Source organism: Pseudomonas sp. P39-UII1 (assembly GCF_039672635.1).
GTDB lineage: Bacteria > Pseudomonadota > Gammaproteobacteria > Pseudomonadales > Pseudomonadaceae > Aquipseudomonas.
Genome location: NZ_JBDFPP010000002.1, coordinates 1 through 18,105, shown reverse-complemented (window position 1 = coordinate 18,105; position 18,105 = coordinate 1). Strand labels below are relative to the sequence as shown.

The 18,105-nt window shown below is 64.2% G+C and carries 12 protein-coding genes; 7 read left to right on the top strand and 5 right to left on the bottom strand.

Features of this window, described 5'->3' with window-relative positions; translation table 11 throughout:
* Window positions 1–106: 106 nt before the first annotated feature.
* The 3 genes from glgB to ABEH27_RS02665 all read right to left on the bottom strand — a co-directional run bounded on the left by glgB (window position 107) and on the right by ABEH27_RS02665 (window position 7,797).
* On the bottom strand, window positions 107–2,317 hold the full coding sequence (glgB, locus tag ABEH27_RS02675) for a 1,4-alpha-glucan branching protein GlgB (protein WP_346612083.1): 2,211 nt from the start codon (window positions 2,315–2,317) through the stop codon (window positions 107–109).
* Window positions 2,318–5,635, bottom strand: coding sequence for a maltose alpha-D-glucosyltransferase (gene treS, locus ABEH27_RS02670; RefSeq protein WP_346612082.1), 3,318 nt, complete (start codon window positions 5,633–5,635; stop codon window positions 2,318–2,320).
* Window positions 5,636–5,778: 143 nt separating this feature from the next.
* Window positions 5,779–7,797 carry an alpha-1,4-glucan--maltose-1-phosphate maltosyltransferase gene (locus ABEH27_RS02665; RefSeq protein ID WP_346612081.1) on the bottom strand — a complete coding sequence of 673 codons (2,019 nt, stop codon included), beginning with the start codon at window positions 7,795–7,797 and terminating at the stop codon, window positions 5,779–5,781.
* 142 nt (window positions 7,798–7,939) lie between these two features.
* Between ABEH27_RS02665 and ABEH27_RS02660 the strand changes: the two genes are divergently transcribed.
* Window positions 7,940–8,101, top strand: a complete 162-nt coding sequence (locus ABEH27_RS02660; protein WP_008089933.1) for a hypothetical protein — start codon at window positions 7,940–7,942, stop codon at window positions 8,099–8,101.
* Between the two features lie 145 nt (window positions 8,102–8,246).
* Here ABEH27_RS02660 and ABEH27_RS02655 read toward each other — a convergent pair whose 3' ends face one another.
* A complete protein-coding gene (locus ABEH27_RS02655; RefSeq protein WP_346612080.1) occupies window positions 8,247–9,929 on the bottom strand; it encodes an AMP-binding protein in 1,683 nt (560 codons plus the stop codon).
* Window positions 9,930–10,164: 235 nt separating this feature from the next.
* On the opposite strand from ABEH27_RS02655, the gene ABEH27_RS02650 reads away from it, so the two are divergent.
* Genes ABEH27_RS02650 through ABEH27_RS02635 form a run of 4 tightly spaced genes read left to right on the top strand, consistent with a single transcriptional unit; the run spans window position 10,165 to window position 15,722 of the window.
* Window positions 10,165–11,328: an isovaleryl-CoA dehydrogenase gene (locus ABEH27_RS02650; RefSeq protein WP_346612079.1), complete on the top strand. Its 1,164-nt coding sequence runs from the start codon at window positions 10,165–10,167 to the stop codon at window positions 11,326–11,328.
* A gap of 19 nt (window positions 11,329–11,347) precedes the next feature.
* A complete protein-coding gene (locus tag ABEH27_RS02645) occupies window positions 11,348–12,955 on the top strand; it encodes a carboxyl transferase domain-containing protein (protein WP_346612078.1) in 1,608 nt (535 codons plus the stop codon).
* 2 nt (window positions 12,956–12,957) lie between these two features.
* Window positions 12,958–13,773, top strand: coding sequence for a gamma-carboxygeranoyl-CoA hydratase (locus ABEH27_RS02640; protein WP_346612077.1), 816 nt, complete (start codon window positions 12,958–12,960; stop codon window positions 13,771–13,773).
* A complete protein-coding gene (locus ABEH27_RS02635; RefSeq protein ID WP_346612076.1) occupies window positions 13,770–15,722 on the top strand; it encodes an acetyl/propionyl/methylcrotonyl-CoA carboxylase subunit alpha in 1,953 nt (650 codons plus the stop codon). Before ABEH27_RS02640 ends, ABEH27_RS02635 begins: the two co-directional genes overlap by 4 nt.
* Window positions 15,723–15,890: 168 nt before the next feature.
* Here ABEH27_RS02635 and ABEH27_RS02630 read toward each other — a convergent pair whose 3' ends face one another.
* A complete protein-coding gene (locus ABEH27_RS02630) occupies window positions 15,891–16,598 on the bottom strand; it encodes a S24 family peptidase (RefSeq protein WP_346612075.1) in 708 nt (235 codons plus the stop codon).
* Window positions 16,599–16,686: 88 nt separating this feature from the next.
* Between ABEH27_RS02630 and ABEH27_RS02625 the strand changes: the two genes are divergently transcribed.
* Together ABEH27_RS02625 and ABEH27_RS02620 are read left to right on the top strand one after the other, a co-directional pair.
* The gene (locus ABEH27_RS02625) at window positions 16,687–16,998 is read left to right on the top strand and encodes a hypothetical protein (protein ID WP_346612074.1); all 312 of its coding nucleotides are present in this window, start codon (window positions 16,687–16,689) and stop codon (window positions 16,996–16,998) included.
* 436 nt (window positions 16,999–17,434) lie between these two features.
* Window positions 17,435–17,950, top strand: a complete 516-nt coding sequence (locus tag ABEH27_RS02620; protein ID WP_346612073.1) for a DUF4880 domain-containing protein — start codon at window positions 17,435–17,437, stop codon at window positions 17,948–17,950.
* Window positions 17,951–18,105: the final 155 nt, after the last annotated feature.

Below are 18,105 nucleotides of genomic sequence, written 5' to 3'. Positions count from 1 at the left end.
CCTATCGCGGGCAAGCCCGCTCCTACAGGTAAACCATTGGGCCTGAGGGCAGCTGGGTATCTGTAGGAGCGGGCTTGCCCGCGATAGGGCCGGTACAGGCAACTTATCAGGCCGGCTTCATCACCAATACCCCCAGCGGCGGCAGGTTCAGAGCCAGCGACAGCGGTTGCCCATGGCTGGCAATGTCATGACTCTCCACCGCACCCAGGTTGCCCACGTTCGACCCGGCATACAGCTCGGCATCACTGTTGAGCAACTCCTGCCAACGCTCACCGAACGGCACACCAATGCGATACCCCTCACGCGGCACCGGCGTGAAGTTGGCCACCACCAGCAGCGGCTCGCCATTGCTGCTCCAGCGCAGCCAGGCAAACACGCTGTTGTGCGCATCATCGCCAATTAGCCACTGGAAGCCCTGCGGCTGGCAGTCCTGCTCGTGCAAGGCCGGCAGGTCGCGGTACAAGCGGTTGAGGTCGCCCACCAGGCGTTGCACGCCTTGGTGCTCGGGGTACTGCAGCAGGTACCAGTCCAGTTGGTGATCATGGTTCCACTCACGCCACTGGCCGAACTCGCAGCCCATGAACAGCAATTTCTTGCCCGGGTGCGTCCACATGAACGTCAGGTAGGCGCGCAGGTTGGCAAACTTCTGCCAGCGGTCACCCGGCATCTTGTCGATCAACGAATGCTTGCCGTGCACCACTTCGTCGTGGGAAATCGGCAGGATGAAATGCTCGGAATACGCATAGATCAGGCCGAAGCTCATTTCGTTGTGGTGGTGGGCACGGTGCACCGGGTCGTTCTGGATGTAGTGCAGGGTGTCGTGCATCCAGCCCATGTTCCACTTGTAGGCAAAGCCCAGGCCGCCCTGCTGGGTCGGCTGGCTGACGCCCGGCCAGGCCGTGGATTCCTCGGCGATGATCAGCGCGCCCGGTGCTTCGTGCGCGGCCACGCCGTTGAGGTGGCGGATGAAGTCGATGGCCTCGAGGTTCTCGCGCCCGCCGTGGCGGTTTGGCACCCATTCGCCGGCCTTGCGCGAGTAGTCGCGGTACAGCATCGAAGCCACGGCATCGACGCGCAGGCCGTCGATGTGGAAGTGCTTGAGCCAGTGCAGCGCCGAGGCCAGCATGAAGCCGCGCACCTCGTTGCGGCCCAGGTTGTAGATCAGCGTGTTCCAGTCCTGGTGGAAGCCTTCCAGGGGGTTGTCGTATTCGTACAGGGCCGTGCCGTCAAAGCGTGCCAGGCCATGTTCGTCGGTAGGGAAATGCGCTGGCACCCAGTCGAGGATCACACCGATGCCGCCCTGGTGGCAGGCGTCGATGAACGCGGCGAAATCTTCCGGCGTGCCATAGCGTGAAGTCGGCGCGAACATCGACAACGGCTGGTAACCCCAGGAGCCGCCGAAGGGGTGCTCCATGATCGGCAGCAGCTCGATGTGGGTGAAGTTGAGCTGCTGCACGTAAGGCACAACGCGCTCGGCCAGCTCACGCCAGTTGTAGAAACGCGACACTTCGCCCAGGTCGTCCAGCTCGCACTGCCATGAGCCCGGGTGCAGCTCGTAGATCGACAAGGGTGCGCTGTAGGCGTGACGCTGTGCGCGGTGCTCCATCCAGTCATGGTCTTGCCATTGATGGCCCAATGCGCCCGCTACCTTCGACGCCGTGCTGGGCGGCAACTCGGTGGCGCGGGCCAGCGGGTCGGCCTTCAGTGGCAGGATGCCGTCCTTGCCCAGCACCTCGTACTTGTAGGTTTCCCCCACAGCCAGGCGGGGGATGAACAGCTCCCACACCCCGGCGCCGTGGCGCAGGCGCATCGGGTGGCGGCGGCCGTCCCAGTTGTTGAAGTCGCCCACCACCGACACCCGCCGCGCATTCGGCGCCCACACCGAGAAGCACACGCCATCGACCCCGTCGACCTGAGTTGGCTGCGCGCCAAAAAGCCCAGACAGGTCGCGATGGTTGCCTTCGGCAAACAGGTGCAAGTCCATGTCGCCCAGTTGCGGGCCGAAGCTGTAAGGGTCTTCGGTGACCTGCTCGCCACCGGCCCAGCCGATCTGCAGCAGGTACGGCTGTGCATCATCCAGGTGCGCGGTAAACAGGCCCGGCAGGCTGCCCTGTTCCATTTCGGCCAGCACACGCCCGTCTTGCCGGGCGAGCACACGCGCATTCAGGGCAGCCGGCAAGAAGGCGCGAACCCAGAAGCCACCCGCACCATCGCCGTGGGGGCCAAGTACTGCAAAAGGATCGGCGTGCTCGGCGCGGGCAAGGGCATCGAGCTCCCGCTGCCGAAGGCCACCGTTGTCACGCGTAGTTGCATTCATCTATGACTCTCCCCAGGTACTGATCAATCCATGCAGGCCATGCAAAGGCACGGCCAGCCAACTCGGCCGGTTTTCGGCTTCATACGTGATTTCGTAGGCGGCCTTCTCCAGGCAGAACAGTTCCAGTGCGGCGCGCTCGCCCTCGGCCTGTTGCCAGGCGTGGGGCATGGCGGCGGTGGCCAGGCCGTAGGCTTCGACGAAGGCATGACGCGACTGGTGCAGGTACTGCCGGGCGACCCGCTGACGAGCCTGCCGTGCTGCCTCGGAAAGGTCTACCGCCGAGGCGCTGCGCAGGATCATCGCAGCAGCATAGTCGAAGGAACGCAACACGCCGCTGACATCCTTGTATGGGCTGTGTTTTGCGCGTCGCTCGTCCAGCGGCCGTGAGGGTTCGCCCTCGAAATCGATAAGGTAGGCATCGCCCTGCACCACCAGCACCTGGCCCAGGTGCAGGTCGCCGTGCACGCGCATCAGCAGGCCGCCCTGGGCCTGGCTGGCGAGGTTGGCGATGTGCTGGGTCAGGCCGTCGCGTTGCTGCTGCAGGTCGTCGACCAAGGCCTGGCTGTCGCTGTCCAGGCTGTCGCGATGCTGGGCCAGCAAGTCGAGGGCATGGTTGAGCTCGGCACTGATCTGGCGCGCCCAGCGCTCGGTGTCTTCGCCATCGCTGGCCCGTGGCTGGAACGCAGGGTCTTTGCTCGGCGCGGCCAGCAGCAGGTGCATCTCGCCCAGGCGCTGCCCGAGCAAGGCGGCAAAACCGTTGAGCTCGGCCAGGGCGTCGGTGTGCGCTTCAGGGTCGTTGCTGGCCGGCTCCATCTCGTCGCGGATGGCCCGCTCCAGGGTGTTCTGGGTCCAGGCCCAGGCATCGCCCTGGTTGCTCAGGTAGCCCTGGGCGATCATCAGCAGGTGCGGGGCATCCGCTTCATCCACACGGCTGACCCAGGCCAGCAACGGCGATATGTTGGTAAAGCCGCCAGCGGTCAGGTAGGCGCTCATTTCCAGTTCCGGGTGAATACCCGGGTTGACCCGGCGGATCAATTTGAGCACCACGCGATCAGCCACCACCACTGAGCTGTTGGACTGCTCGGCGCTCAAGTAGCGCACTGCGCTGTCCTCATCGAGCCCAAGGCCGGCGAGCTGATCGGTGCACTGGAAGCGCAACTCGCCCTGGCCGTTGCCGCACGGCAATCGCACGCCCTCCTGACAGGCCCGCAACACGGCGCGAATGAACGGCTCAAGCACGAAGGCATCGGTGATCAGGCCAACCTGGCGGCCGCGGCGAACCCGCGACAGCGCCAGCTGCTGCGGCAAGGCGGTGTTGATCTGCTCTTCGGGGAGGAACCCGAACGGCAGCTGGTACTGGTTGGCCACGCCATCCCCAAGCACCTCGATTTCGCTGAGCAGCACGGGCGTAGTGGCCGTGCCAAAGCGCACGCCGTAGCGCAGGCGTACCTGGTCGATGGGCCCTTCCTTGCCGGCGAACCAGCGGCGCTTGGGCAGGTATTGCGGCAGGATCGCGTCTTGCAGAATGTCGCTGGAAGGCGCTTCAAGCAGCTCTTCCATGCGTTTGCGCAGCACTAAAGTGGTCAATTCCGGCAACCCCTCGGTAGGTTGAACGTGCCAGCTGGGCATGCGGTCGTGCGCTGCCAGCAGGAACCAGTAGAAGGCATAGGGCGGCAAGGTCAGCAGGAACGGCAACTGCCCGATGGGTGGGAAGGCGCTGCCGCCGAGCATCTCGACCGGCACCTTGTCGGCATACTGCGACAGTTCCAGTTCCGCCGCCTGGGCGGCGCGGGAGACGTTGGCAACACACAGGATGACTTCATTGTTGCCAGCGTCATCGGTGTATTCGCGGATGTACGCCAGGATGCGCCGGTTGCTCGGCGTGAGCGTGCGCAGGGTGCCGCGGCCAAACGCCTTCTGCTGGTTGCGCACCGCCAGCAGGCGGCGGTTCCAGTTGAGCAGCGAATGCGGGTCGTGGGACTGCGCCTCGACGTTGACCGTCTGGTAGCCGTACAGCGGGTCCATGATCGGTGGCAGCACCAGGCGCTGCGGGTCGGCCTTGGAGAAGCCGCCGTTGCGGTCGGGCGACCACTGCATGGGGGTGCGCACACCGTCGCGGTCACCCAGGTAAATATTGTCGCCCATGCCCAGTTCGTCGCCGTAGTACAGGGTGGGCGTGCCTGGCATCGACAACAGCAGGCTGGTGAGCAGCTCGATACGCCGCCGGTCACGCTGCAGCAGCGGTGCCAGGCGGCGGCGGATGCCGAGGTTGATACGCGCACGGCGGTCCTCGGCGTAGTAGTTCCACAGGTAGTCGCGCTCGCGGTCTGTGACCATTTCCAGGGTCAACTCATCGTGGTTGCGCAGGAAGATCGCCCACTGGCAATTGGCAGGGATTTCCGGGGTCTGGCGCAGGATGTCGGTGATCGGGAAGCGGTCTTCCATGGCCAGGGCCATGTACATGCGCGGCATCAGTGGGAAGTGGAAGGCCATGTGGCACTCGTCGCCATCGCCTTCGCCGAAGTACGGGCGGGTGTCCTCGGGCCACTGATTGGCCTCGGCCAGCAACATGCGGTCGGGGTAGTTGGCGTCGATCTCGGCGCGGATCGCCTTGAGCACGCGGTGGGTTTCCGGGAGGTTCTCGTTGTTGGTGCCGTCGCGCTCGATCAGGTAGGGGATGGCATCCAGGCGCAAGCCGTCGACGCCCAGGTCGAGCCAGAAGCGCATCACCCCGATGACGGCCTTGAGTACCTGAGGGTTGTCGAAATTGAGGTCGGGCTGGTGCGAGTAGAAGCGGTGCCAGAAGTACTGGCCGGCGACCGGGTCCCAGGTCCAGTTGGACTTCTCGGTGTCGAGGAAGATGATCCGCGTGCCGTCGTATTTCTGATCGTCATCCGACCACACGTAGAAGTCGCGGGCCTTGCTGCCGCGCTTGGCCAGGCGCGCACGCTGGAACCACGGGTGCTGGTCGGAGGTGTGGTTGATGACCAGTTCGGTGATCACCCGCAGGCCGCGCTTGTGGGCTTCGGCGATGAAGCGCCGGGCGTCGGCCATGCTGCCGTAGTCGGGGTGCACGGCTTTGTACTCGGCGATGTCATAACCGTCGTCGCGCCGTGGCGAAGGGTAGAACGGCAGCAGCCAGAGGGTGTTGACGCCCAGTTCGGCGATGTAGTCGAGCTTGCTGATCAGGCCTGCGAAATCACCGATGCCGTCGTTGTTGGCATCGAAAAACGACTTGATGTGCAGCTGGTAGATCACCGCGTCCTTGTACCACAGCGGGTCGTCGATGAAGGCTGCCGGGCGTGAACGCTTGGCCATGGGTGACTCCTTTCAATTCTGCAACACCGTGTGATTAGCTGGGGGCGCTGTGCGCCCCATTCGCGGGGCAAGCCCGCTCCCACAGGATCAGCGCTGGCCTTGTGGGAGCGGGCTTGCCCCGCGAATGGGCCCGCAGCGGCCCGCTATCTGGCCTTCTCGATGCGCCAGATGCCAAACGGCTGATGCCAGGGCTCGATGCGCATCCATTGGGTCTTGCCGTGCCAGGTCCAGCGGTGGCCGTTCATCAAGTCTTCGCCCAGGGTATCGGCATCGTCATCCAGGCCCAGCTCCCACAGCGGCAGCTCGAAATTGGCCTCCTGGGCGTTGTGCGGGTCGAGGCTGATCGCCACCAGGATGTAATTGTCGCGCTCGGGGGTGCGCTTGGCGAAGTACAGGATGTTGTCGTTCCAGCAGTTGAAAAACGCCACGCCAAGGTGCGTTTGCAGGGCGCGGTTCTGCCGGCGAATACGGTTGAGCTGGGCGATCTCGGCGATGATATTGCCGGGTTGGGTGAAGTCGCGCGGGCGGATTTGGTATTTCTCCGAATCCAGGTATTCCTCTTTGCCCGGCAACGGCGCGCTCTCGCAAAGCTCAAAGCCCGAATACATGCCCCACAGCCCCGAACCCATGGTCGCCAACGCGGCGCGGATCAGAAAGCCCGCGCGCCCCGAGGTGTGCAGGAAGAACGGGTTGATGTCTGGCGTATTGACGAAAAAATTGGGGCGGTAGCACTGGCTCCACGGCGGCTGGTTGAGTTCTTCAAAATACTCGCGCAGCTCCTTTTTGGTGTTGCGCCAGGTGAAGTAGGTGTAGCTCTGCGCATAGCCGACCTTGCCCAGGCGCGCCATCATCGCAGGCTTGGTGAACGCCTCGGCGAGAAACAGCACATCGGGGTACTGGCTGCGCACATTGGCGATCAGCCATTGCCAGAACGGCAGCGGCTTGGTGTGCGGGTTGTCGACGCGGAAGGTCTTCACGCCCTCCTCGACCCAGCCCACCACCACATCGCGCAGGGCCAGCCACAACGAAGGCACGGCCTCGGCGGCGTAGAAATCGACGTTGACGATGTCCTGGTATTTTTTCGGTGGGTTCTCGGCATAGCGGATGGTGCCGTCGGGGCGCCAGCTGAACCAGCCGGGGTGCTCTTGCAGCCAAGGGTGGTCCTGAGAGCATTGGATGGCGAAATCCAAGGCGATCTCCAGGCCGTGTTCAGCGGCGGCTGCCACCAGGCGACGGAAGTCTTCACGGGTGCCCAGTTCCGGGTGAATGGCATCGTGGCCGCCTTCGGGGCTGCCAATGGCATAGGGGCTGCCCGGGTCGTTGGGCTCGGCCTGCAAGGCATTGTTACGGCCCTTGCGGTGCTTTTTACCGATCGGGTGAATGGGCGGGAAGTACAGCACGTCAAAGCCCATGTCGCGGATCATCGGCAGGCGCGCGTGCACATCATTGAAGGTGCCATGGCGCTCGGCACTGTCAGTGATCGAGCGCGGGAACAGCTCGTACCAACTGGCAAACTGCGCGGCCGGGCGGTCGACGTCGAGGGGGAATTCGATGCTGCGCGTAAGGTAACTGCGGTGCTCGGCTTCGCTCATCAGCCGGCTTGCTTCAGGGCCCAGCAGCAATGCCACCTGGTCATCCTGGGAAAGCTCGGGCAGCTGCGCCTGCAACCCCACGATCTGTTCGCGCAAGGCACCTTCGCTACGTTCTGCGCCCTTGCCCAGGAGCAAGCGGCCTTCTTCCAGCTCCAGCTTCACCTCCACGCCCGCGTGGTACTTGCGCTCCAGGTCATGGCAATAGGTGGCGAACGGGTCGATCCAGGCCTCGATGCTGAACAGGTGCGGGCCCAGCTCGGTCGGGGTGAATTCGGCCAGCCACAGGTCATTGCCGGGCGACTGCATCGGCACGCAATGCCAGCGCCGGCTGTTGGCCTGGCGCCAATTGAGCATCACGGCGAGGCGGTCATGGCCGTCGCTGTAGACCTTGCAGCTGACCGCGACCGGCTGGCCGCTGATGGCCTTGGCGGCGAAGGTGCCGCCGTCGAGCACGGGGCTGCAGTCTTCGATCACGATGCGCGGCGCCAGCAGCGCCTGGGCCAGGCTGATGGCCTGGTCGGGGTGATCGTTCGCCATCGGTACGCTTTCGAAGGGCTCGTTACGCGACATCGGTCCTGGCTCCCTGGTGGCATTGGCGGTAAGGGTTCAGAGCCATCGTCTGCACGGGGGGTTCAAAAAAATTGAGCGAACGGCGCAGCCACGTATCAAAGCCTGCACCACTCTCTCATTTACCAACCCGCGAGGTGAGGCCATGAACATTCCCATTCCACCGGAGACCCCCGATCCCAACATCGACGACCCCAGCCTGCCGCCGCCCGTGCCGGAAGAAGACCCGGACGAGCTGCCGATCAAGCCGACGGTGCCGCCGACGGTGGGTGACCCGCCGAGTGATGAGCCACCGGTGAAGGTGTAAGGATAGACGAGGCAACTGGTAGTTCTGCCAGTACCAGAATCAGTTGGTCAGGCTGACGGCCCTTCGCGGGCAAGCCCGCTCCTACAGGCCTACGGTGTACGTGTAGGAGCGGGCTTGCCCGCGAAGGGCCGGCAGGTTCAATGCATCAACCGACCGTTTCAATGGCCAGCTCCGCCACACTGATCTCCCTCATCCTGAACTTCTGCACCTTCCCGGTCACCGTCATCGGGAACTCCTCGACGAAGCGAAAATGCCGCGGCACTTTGTAATGCGCGATGCGCGCCTTGCACCAGCCGTGCAGCTCATCGGCCGTGGCGCTGTGCCCCGGGTGCAGCTTGATCCAGGCCACCACCTCCTCACCATATTTGCTGCACGGCACCCCGATCACCTGCGCATCGGCCACAGCCGGATGCGTGTAGAAGAATTCCTCCAGTTCACGCGGGTAGATGTTCTCCCCACCGCGAATGATCATGTCCTTGTTGCGCCCGACGATGCGCACATGGCCGTGCTCGTCCATCACCGCCAGGTCGCCCGAGTGCATCCAGCCAGCCGGGTCGATGGCATCCGCCGTGGCCTGCGGGTTGTTCCAATAACCGAGCATAACGCTGTAGCCGCGGGTGCAAAGCTCGCCAATCTCACCGCGCGCGACGATGCAGCCGTCCGCGTCCACCAGTTTGTTTTCCAGCTGCGGCTGGGTGCGGCCAACGGTGGTCACGCGCAGCTCCAGGTCGTCGTCCGGGCCGGTCTGCAGCGACACCGGGCTGGTTTCGGTCATGCCATAGGCGATCTGTACTTCAGCCATGTGCATCTGGTCGATGACCCGGCGCATCACCTCGATCGGGCAGGTGGCACCGGCCATGATGCCGCTGCGCAGGGTCGACAGGTCCATGCCTTGGCGGGCCGGGTGGTCGAGCATTGCAATGAACATGGTCGGCACGCCGTACAGGATGCTGGCACGCTCCTCGGCCACGGCGCGCAGGGTGAGCTCGGCGTCGAAGGCGTCGTTGGGGTAAATCATGGTGCTGGCGTGGGTGATGCAGCCGAGGTTGGCCATGACCATGCCGAAGTAGTGGTACAGCGGCACCGGGATCACCATGCGGTCATGTGCGGTCAGGCCCAGGCTTTCGCCGACCATGAAGCCATTATTGAGAATGTTGTAGTGGCTGAGCGTGGCCCCCTTGGGCGCCCCGGTGGTGCCGGAGGTGTACTGGATGTTCACCGGCTGGTCGAATTGCAGGCTTTGCTGGCGGGCAGTGCAGGCATCGGTCGAGGTCTGCCCTGCCCGCTCGGCCAATGCGTGCCAGGGCAGGAAGCCGGCAGGCGGGTTGACGGCCAGGCTGATCACGCCGCGCAAGTCCGGCAGGCGCTCACTAACCAGTTCACCTGGCGTAGCGCAGGCCAATTCTGGCACCAGTTCCTGGATCATGGCGTGGTAGTCAGATGTCTTGAAGGCATCGGCGCACACCAGCCAGCGGCACCCTGACTGACGCAACACGTATTCCAGCTCACCCACGCGATAGGCCGGGTTGATGTTGACCAGGATGGCGCCGACCTTGGCACTGGCCAGCTGCAAAATGCACCACTGGGCGCAGTTGGGCGACCAGATGCCGACACGGTCGCCGGTGTTCACGCCCAGGGCCATAAGCGCGCGGGCATGCACTTCAACCTGTTCGGCCAACTGCCGCCAGCTGTAGCGCAGGCCCTGGTGGCGCGACACCAGCGCCTCGCCATTGGCACAGCGGGCCACCGTGGCATCGAAGGCCTGGCCGATGGTCTGGGTCAGCAAGGCTTGGTCCTGGCGACCGCGGGTATAGCTAGGTTGACTCATGGGTGTCCCTTCTTGTGGTTGTTCTGGGCACGACTGAAGCAAGCGGGAATACTCTGGCGCAGATTTACGTTTACGTAAAGGTGATGAGGTGATTGACAGCGATTCAGGACAGGCTTACGTTAACGTAAAGGTGAAAACGATACCGCTCTTGGCGCTCGACCCCGCTCCCACAGGGGTGGGTGGTGAGCCTTTGAGCTACGGTGTTAGCCAATTTCAAGAACAAGAAGGTGCCCACATGCATTACCCCTCCCTGAACTTCGCCCTGGGCGAAACCATCGACATGCTCCGTGACCAGGTGCGCACCTTCGTCGCCGCCGAACTGGCGCCGCGCGCCGCGCAGATCGACCATGACAACCTGTTCCCCGCCGACATGTGGCGCAAGTTTGGCGACATGGGCCTGCTGGGTATCACCGTGCCGGAAGAATACGGCGGTGCGGGCCTGGGCTACCTGGCCCACGTGGTGTCGATGGAAGAGATCAGCCGCGCTTCGGCGTCGGTAGCCCTCTCCTACGGCGCGCATTCCAACCTGTGCGTCAACCAGATCAACCGCAACGGTAGCCACGCGCAGAAGCTCAAATACCTGCCCAAGCTGATCAGCGGCGAGCACATCGGCGCCCTGGCCATGAGCGAGCCCAATGCCGGCTCCGACGTGGTGTCGATGAAGCTGCGCGCCGAAAAGCGCGGCGACCGCTACGTGCTCAACGGCAGCAAGACCTGGATCACCAACGGCCCCGACGCCAACACCTACGTGATCTACGCCAAGACCGACCTGGAAAAGGCCGCGCACGGCATTAGCGCATTCATCGTCGAGCGCGACTGGAAAGGCTTCAGCCGCAGCAACAAGTTCGACAAGCTGGGCATGCGTGGCTCCAACACCTGCGAGCTGTTCTTCGATGACGTCGAAGTGCCGGAAGAAAACATCCTCGGCCAACTCAACGGTGGCGTGCGCGTGCTGATGAGCGGCCTGGACTACGAGCGCGTGGTGCTCTCCGGCGGCCCCACCGGCATCATGCAAAGCTGCATGGACCTGGTGGTGCCCTACATTCACGACCGCAAGCAGTTCGGCCAGAGCATCGGCGAGTTCCAGCTGATCCAGGGCAAGATCGCCGACATGTACACCCAGCTCAACGCCAGCCGTGCCTACCTGTACGCCGTGGCACAGGCCTGCGACCGTGGCGAGACCACCCGCAAGGACGCCGCCGGGGTGATCCTGTACACCGCCGAACGCGCCACGCAAATGGCCCTGGAAGCGATCCAGATTCTTGGCGGCAACGGCTACATCAACGAGTTCCCGGCTGGCCGCCTGCTGCGCGACGCCAAGCTGTACGAAATCGGCGCCGGCACCAGCGAAATCCGCCGGATGCTGATTGGCCGCGAACTGTTCAACGAAACCCGCTGAGCACAAGGGACGGGCGCACATGGCTACCTTGCACACCCAGATCAACCCGCGTTCGGCAGAGTTCGCCGGCAACAGCGCGGCCATGCTCGAACAGGTCCAGGCCCTGCGCGGCCTGCTCGGCCACATTGCGCAGGGCGGCGGGCCGAAGGCCCAGGAGCGGCACACCTCGCGCGGCAAACTGCTGCCGCGTGAACGCATCGACCGCCTGCTCGACCCTGGCTCACCCTTCCTCGAAATCGGCCAGCTGGCCGCCCATGAGGTGTACGGCGAAGACGTGCCTGCTGCTGGGGTGATTGCTGGCATCGGCCGCGTCGAAGGCGTGGAATGCATGATCGTGGCCAACGACGCCACGGTCAAAGGCGGCTCGTACTACCCGCTGACGGTGAAGAAACACCTGCGCGCGCAGACCATCGCCCTGCAGAACCGCCTGCCGTGCATTTACCTGGTGGACTCCGGCGGCGCCAACCTGCCACGCCAGGACGAAGTGTTCCCCGACCGCGAGCACTTCGGGCGGATCTTCTTCAACCAGGCCAACATGAGCGCGCTGGGCATCCCGCAGATCGCCGTGGTCATGGGTTCGTGCACCGCAGGCGGCGCCTATGTGCCAGCCATGGCCGACGAAGCGATCATGGTGCGCCAGCAGGCGACCATCTTCCTGGCCGGCCCACCGCTGGTGAAAGCCGCCACCGGTGAGGTGGTGAGCGCCGAAGACCTCGGCGGCGCCGATGTGCACTGCCGCACCAGCGGCGTGGCCGACCATTATGCCGACAACGACGAGCATGCCCTGGCCCTGGCCCGGCGCAGTGTGGCCAACCTCAACTGGCACAAGCTGGGCAAGCTGCAGTGCCAGGCCCCGGTGGCGCCGCTGTATGGCGCCGAGGAGCTGTACGGCGTGGTGCCGGCCGACGCCAAGCAACCCTTCGATGTACGCGAGGTGATCGCGCGGCTGGTCGACGGCTCGGTGTTCGATGAGTTCAAGGCGCTGTTCGGTATCACGCTGGTGTGCGGCTTCGCCCACCTGCACGGCTACCCGGTGGCGATCCTGGCCAACAACGGCATCCTCTTCGCCGAAGCCGCGCAAAAAGGCGCGCACTTCATCGAACTGGCCTGCCAGCGTGGCATCCCGCTGCTGTTCCTGCAGAACATCACCGGCTTCATGGTCGGCAAAAAGTACGAAGAAGGCGGCATCGCCAAGCACGGCGCCAAGCTGGTCACCGCCGTGGCGTGCGCCCAGGTGCCGAAATTCACGGTGATCATCGGCGGCAGCTTTGGTGCCGGCAACTATGGCATGTGCGGCCGTGCCTACGACCCGCGCTTCTTGTGGATGTGGCCCAACGCGCGGATTGGCGTGATGGGTGCCGAACAGGCGGCCGGGGTGCTGGCGCAGGTCAAGCGCGAGCAGAGCGAACGCAGCGGCCAGGCCTTCAGCGCCGAGGATGAAGCGCGGCTCAAGCAGCCGATCCTCGACCAGTACGAGCGCCAGGGCCACCCTTATTACTCCAGCGCCCGGCTGTGGGACGACGGTGTCATCGACCCGGCGCAAACCCGTGACGTGCTGGGCCTGGCGTTGTCCGCCGCGTTGAACGCGCCGATCGAACAGAGCCGCTTCGGCATTTTCCGGATGTGACCATGAGCGATTTCAGCACCCTAGAAGTGACCCGCGACCCGCGCGGCTTCGCCACCCTGTGGCTGAGCCGCGAGGACAAGAACAACGCCTTTAACGCCCTGATGATCCGCGAGCTGATCGTCGCCCTCGATCAACTGGCCGACGACGCGAGCCTGCGGTTTCTGCTGCTGCGCGGCCGTGGCCGGCATTTCAGTGCCGGCGCCGACCTGGCCTGGATGCAGCAATCGGCGCAGCTGGACTTCAACACCAACCTGGACGACGCCCGAGAGCTGGGCGAGCTGATGTACGCCCTGCACCGGCTCAAGGCGCCGACCCTGGCCGTGGTGCAAGGTGCGGCCTTTGGCGGCGCGCTGGGGCTGATCAGCTGCTGCGACATGGCCATCGGCGCCGAGGACGCACAGCTGTGCCTGTCGGAGGTTCGCATTGGCCTGGCCCCGGCGGTGATCAGCCCGTTCGTGGTCAAGGCCATAGGTGAGCGGGCCGCGCGCCGCTACGCCCTCACAGCAGAGCGCTTCAGCGGCGTACGTGCCCGTGAACTGGGGTTGCTGGCCGAGGTGTACCCGGCCGCCGAACTGGAGGCGCAGGTTCAGGCCTGGGTCGACAACCTGCTGCAGAACAGCCCGCAAGCGCTGCGCGCCACCAAAGACCTGCTGCGCGAAGTCGACGACGGTGAGCTCAGCCCGGCATTGCGCCGCTACTGCGAAAACACCATCGCCCGCATTCGCGTCAGCGCCGAAGGCCAGGAGGGCCTGCGCGCCTTCCTTGAAAAGCGCCAACCCGCCTGGCAAACCGTACACAAGAAGGAGCCGCGCCCATGAGCCGCCCCACACTGACCACCCTGCTGGTCGCCAACCGCGGTGAAATCGCCTGCCGGGTGATGCGTACAGCCAAAGCCATGGGCCTGACCACCGTAGCCGTGCACAGCGCCACCGACCGTGATGCGCGCCACAGCCGTGAAGCGGACATTCGTGTCGACCTGGGCGGCAGCAAGGCCGCCGACAGTTACCTGGTGGTCGACAAACTGCTCGCCGCCGCCAAGGCCAGCGGCGCCCAGGCCATCCACCCGGGTTATGGCTTTCTTTCCGAAAACGCAGGCTTTGCCCGCGCCATCGAGGACGCCGGCCTGATCTTCCTCGGGCCACCGGCCAGCGCCATCGACGCCATGGGTAGCAAATCGGCAGCCAAGGCGCTGATGGAAGCCGCCGGCGTACCGCTGGTGCCGGGTTACCACGGCGACGCCCAGGACCTGGAAACCTTCCGCGGCGCCGCCGAGCGCATTGGCTACCCGGTGCTGCTCAAGGCCAGCGCCGGTGGCGGTGGCAAGGGCATGAAAGTGGTCGAGGACGAAAGCCAGCTGGCCGACGCCCTCGCCTCGGCCCAGCGCGAGGCGCAGTCGTCGTTCGGCGATGCGCGCATGCTGGTGGAAAAATACGTGCTCAAGCCACGTCACGTGGAAATCCAGGTGTTCGCCGACCAGCACGGCAACTGCCTGTACCTCAACGAACGTGACTGCTCGATCCAGCGTCGGCATCAAAAGGTGGTGGAGGAAGCACCTGCGCCCGGGCTTTCAGCCGAACAACGCCAGGCCATGGGCCAGGCGGCAGTGCGCGCCGCCCAGGCCATCGGCTATGTCGGCGCCGGCACCGTGGAATTTTTACTCGACGCCCGCGGCGAGTTCTTCTTCATGGAGATGAACACCCGCCTGCAGGTGGAGCACCCGGTCACCGAAGCCATTACCGGCCTGGACCTCGTGGCCTGGCAGATTCGGGTGGCCTGCGGCGAGCCACTGCCGATCAGCCAGGCGCAGGTGCCGCTGATCGGCCATGCCATCGAGGTGCGCCTGTATGCCGAAGACCCGGCCAACGAATTTCTGCCGGCCACGGGCACCCTGGCGCTGTACCGCGAGTCGGCGCCCGGCGACGGCCGCCGAGTGGACAGCGGGGTCAGCGAAGGTGACGAGGTGTCGCCGTTCTACGACCCGATGCTCGGCAAGCTGATCGCCTGGGGCGAAAACCGCGAACAGGCGCGCCTGCGCTTGCTGGCGATGCTCGACGAATTCGCCATCGGCGGCCTGAAGACCAATATCGCCTTCCTGCGGCGCATTCTCGCCCACCCGGCCTTCGCAGCAGCCGAGCTGGACACAGGCTTTATCCCGCGTCACCAGGAGGTACTGCTGCCGGCGCCGCAACCGTTGCCCGCAGGCTTCTGGCAAGCCGCAGGTGAGGCCTGGTTACAGGGCCAGGCCGCGCAGCAGCGTGACGACGACAGCCGCTCGCCATGGGCCCAGCGCTCTGGCTTGCGCTTGGGCCTGCCGGCGCGCAGCAGCCTGCACTTGCGCAGTGGTGGTGAAAGCCAGCCGGTTGCCCTGGAGCACTACGCCGCCTCGAACTGGCAGCTGGACGGCGACCGCCTGGGCCATGACGATGGTGGCGTGCGCCGGCGTTACCTGGCGGTGCGCCGGGGTGGCACGCTGTTTCTGCGCTGGGACGGCGAAATGCACGCCATCGAGGCGTTCGACCCGATCGCCGAAGCCGAGGCCGGCCACAGCCACCAGGGCGGCCTGGGTGCCCCGATGAACGGCAGCATCGTGCGCGTGCTGGTCGAGCCGGGCCAGGTGGTGGAAGCCGGTGCCGCGCTGGTGGTGCTCGAAGCCATGAAGATGGAACACAGCATACGCGCGCCCCATGGCGGGACGGTGAAGGCGTTGTTCTGCCAGGAAGGGGACATGGTCAGCGAAGGGACGGTACTGGTCGAATTGGCCGAATGACGTGAACCGGGGCCGCTTTGCGGCCCTTTCGCCGGCAAGCCGGCTCCCACAGGTAGATCGCCGCCCTTGAATTTGGCGGCAACGGCCTGGAACAAAAGCTTGAGGCGCTCACAATCCCTGTGGGAGCCGGCTTGCCGGCGAATGGGCTGCACAGCAGCCCCCGGCAATCTAGAAGGTGCCGTGCACCCGCACGACCACCCCCAGAAACTCACACCCGTCTTCACACACCAACGCCGGGTAGCTGCTATTGAGCGCCTTCAGGTAGCGCTCCCCGCCCTCCTCGGCCAGCTCACGCAGAATCGCCGACTTGCCAGGCTGGCGCGCAATCACCAGCCGCCCAGGCTCTGCGTCCAGCCCTGGGTCAACCAGAATGCGCATCCCCTGTGGCACGCTACGGCCGCTGGCCGTGCTCATGGCATCGTTTTCCACGGTCAGCCAGAACGCCTTGCCTTGCGCCAGGTATTCGGTCTGCTCGTAAACGGCCGGCTCCGTTGCTTCGCTGGCACCCAACTGGTCCCAGCCGAGCACCGGGTAACGAAAACACACGATGTATTGCATCAGGTCAACCGCATCGTCTGCGCCGTCCACCTCGTAGCGGGCGCTGTCCTCACCCAGCTGGCCGAGCACGCGCAATTGAAGGCTGACATGATAGTGCGGCATGCCCAGCTCGACGAACACCCGGTTCATCGAATCGACCTTGGGCTGACGCCGCTTGTTCACCCAATGGCCCACGCTGCCCTGGGAAACCCCAACGCGTTCGGCGAGCTGCTCCTGGGAGATATCGAGCTCCTCCATCCGGTCACGGACGAGGGCAATCCATTTATCCATATTCATCGCTGGCACGATACGGACTGCCTTCTTGCGCTCAATAAACATTCAGTATTATTTCTTTCCAAGCACATAAATACATCAGGTATTAATATCAACCAGGACCTTTTCCCTATTGGCATGCGCAGGTATCAGGATGAAACCACCGAAAAACGACGAAACAGAACTCGACAGCGAAGCGGCCCGCCGCGCCCTCGACTATTACCTCAACCCCAACCCCAACCGCCCCAGCGGGCACAACCGGATATGGACCCTGCACGAAGGTGTCACCTGCGAACAGGCCCAGGAGCACGCCATCGCCCTGCTCCGCTGCGCCGCCGCCACCGCCCACGAAACGGCCAGCCATCAGGAAGGCAGCCAACGCGAACTGACCTTTGCGTTGATGCACATGATGGACATGGCCAGGGCTCTGCTGGAGCACAAGGGCGCCGCACAGGCCGGGCTGTAAGCACAAAACGTTAGGGAGAGACGTGATGGCCTGGAACGGCCGAGGCCCCGAATGCCGGGACAAGGAAGCGCACCGGTAAAAGTTTTTTACCGAACGAGAGAAAAATCATTTGACTGGCAAATGATAACGATTATTATTGCACTCAGCTGATCGCGAGATCTGCTGGATAACCTGGAGCTTAGGTCGCTCTCAGATTATCTCCTCATCAGGCTAATCACGGTTTTTGACCCGGCTTTTTGCCGGGTCTTTTTTTTGGCTCTTCAGGCTAATGAAGATCGTTGATGGCGGCGATGATAGCAAAAGTGTGTCAGGGCGTGAATGCTCATTACAAAACTTTGCGGAATCAGCACTTGAGAATCAATCTCGTTTCGCCTACTCTGGTTTCGCATCACGGACGATGCCCCCATTTCCTCCCCTCTCGAGCAAGGAGCTGACCATGAGCCGCCTGCTGCTGCCCCTTGAGCACCCTAAGCCTTCAACCGGCAATGCAGCCGAGGATGCCTTGCTGCATGGGCTCAAACGCCTGCCTCGCCGTGTTCAGCAAGTATTCCTGCTCAACCGCCTTGACCAACTGGACTTCGCCACTATTGCCAGCCGCCTCGGCCTGCCTTTATTGAGCATCGAGCGCAACATGAACCAGGCCCTGCAAACGGCACGCCCCGCTGGCGATGCCTTGGCCAGTGTTGCCGGCCAGTGGTATGTACGGCTGCAAAGCCCCGACGCAACCGCCTGTGAGCGCATCGATTTCCGCCGCTGGCTCGATGCCGACCCGACCCACCTGCAGGCCTTCCATGACACCGAGCTGCGCTGGCGCAGCCTGCTGGCACCGGCACGCGAGCTGGGCCAGGATGGCTGGTACCGCCAAGGGCGCGCGGCGCTTTCGCTGGGTGGGTGCTCGATTGCGGTTGGGTTGGGTGTTGCTGCGCTGTTGCTGATGGGTTATTGGGTGTAGGCCTGCCGCAAGGTCCTCAGGGTCTATTAGATCGAGCGCCGCCCGCGCGGCGCATCGCGGCTAAAGCCGCTCCTTGTATCTCGACTTTCGCCTCCCAAGAGGCGAAAGTTCTCGACTGATCATCGAGGGAAGGTCTTGAAGCGGAGCCGCTCCTA

What these genes read in the sequence shown, in the direction of transcription:
- ABEH27_RS02620 (WP_346612073.1), top strand. Translation starts at nt 17,435, where the DNA reads ATGAGCCGCCTGCTGCTGCCCCTTGAGCACCCTAAGCCTTCAACCGGC.
- ABEH27_RS02645 (WP_346612078.1), top strand. Translation starts at nt 11,348, where the DNA reads ATGGCTACCTTGCACACCCAGATCAACCCGCGTTCGGCAGAGTTCGCC.
- ABEH27_RS02665 (WP_346612081.1), bottom strand. Translation starts at nt 7,797, where the DNA reads ATGTCGCGTAACGAGCCCTTCGAAAGCGTACCGATGGCGAACGATCAC.
- ABEH27_RS02640 (WP_346612077.1), top strand. Translation starts at nt 12,958, where the DNA reads ATGAGCGATTTCAGCACCCTAGAAGTGACCCGCGACCCGCGCGGCTTC.
- ABEH27_RS02635 (WP_346612076.1), top strand. Translation starts at nt 13,770, where the DNA reads ATGAGCCGCCCCACACTGACCACCCTGCTGGTCGCCAACCGCGGTGAA.
- ABEH27_RS02655 (WP_346612080.1), bottom strand. Translation starts at nt 9,929, where the DNA reads ATGAGTCAACCTAGCTATACCCGCGGTCGCCAGGACCAAGCCTTGCTG.
- glgB (WP_346612083.1), bottom strand. Translation starts at nt 2,317, where the DNA reads ATGAATGCAACTACGCGTGACAACGGTGGCCTTCGGCAGCGGGAGCTC.
- ABEH27_RS02650 (WP_346612079.1), top strand. Translation starts at nt 10,165, where the DNA reads ATGCATTACCCCTCCCTGAACTTCGCCCTGGGCGAAACCATCGACATG.
- ABEH27_RS02660 (WP_008089933.1), top strand. Translation starts at nt 7,940, where the DNA reads ATGAACATTCCCATTCCACCGGAGACCCCCGATCCCAACATCGACGAC.
- ABEH27_RS02625 (WP_346612074.1), top strand. Translation starts at nt 16,687, where the DNA reads ATGAAACCACCGAAAAACGACGAAACAGAACTCGACAGCGAAGCGGCC.
- ABEH27_RS02630 (WP_346612075.1), bottom strand. Translation starts at nt 16,598, where the DNA reads ATGTTTATTGAGCGCAAGAAGGCAGTCCGTATCGTGCCAGCGATGAAT.
- treS (WP_346612082.1), bottom strand. Translation starts at nt 5,635, where the DNA reads ATGGCCAAGCGTTCACGCCCGGCAGCCTTCATCGACGACCCGCTGTGG.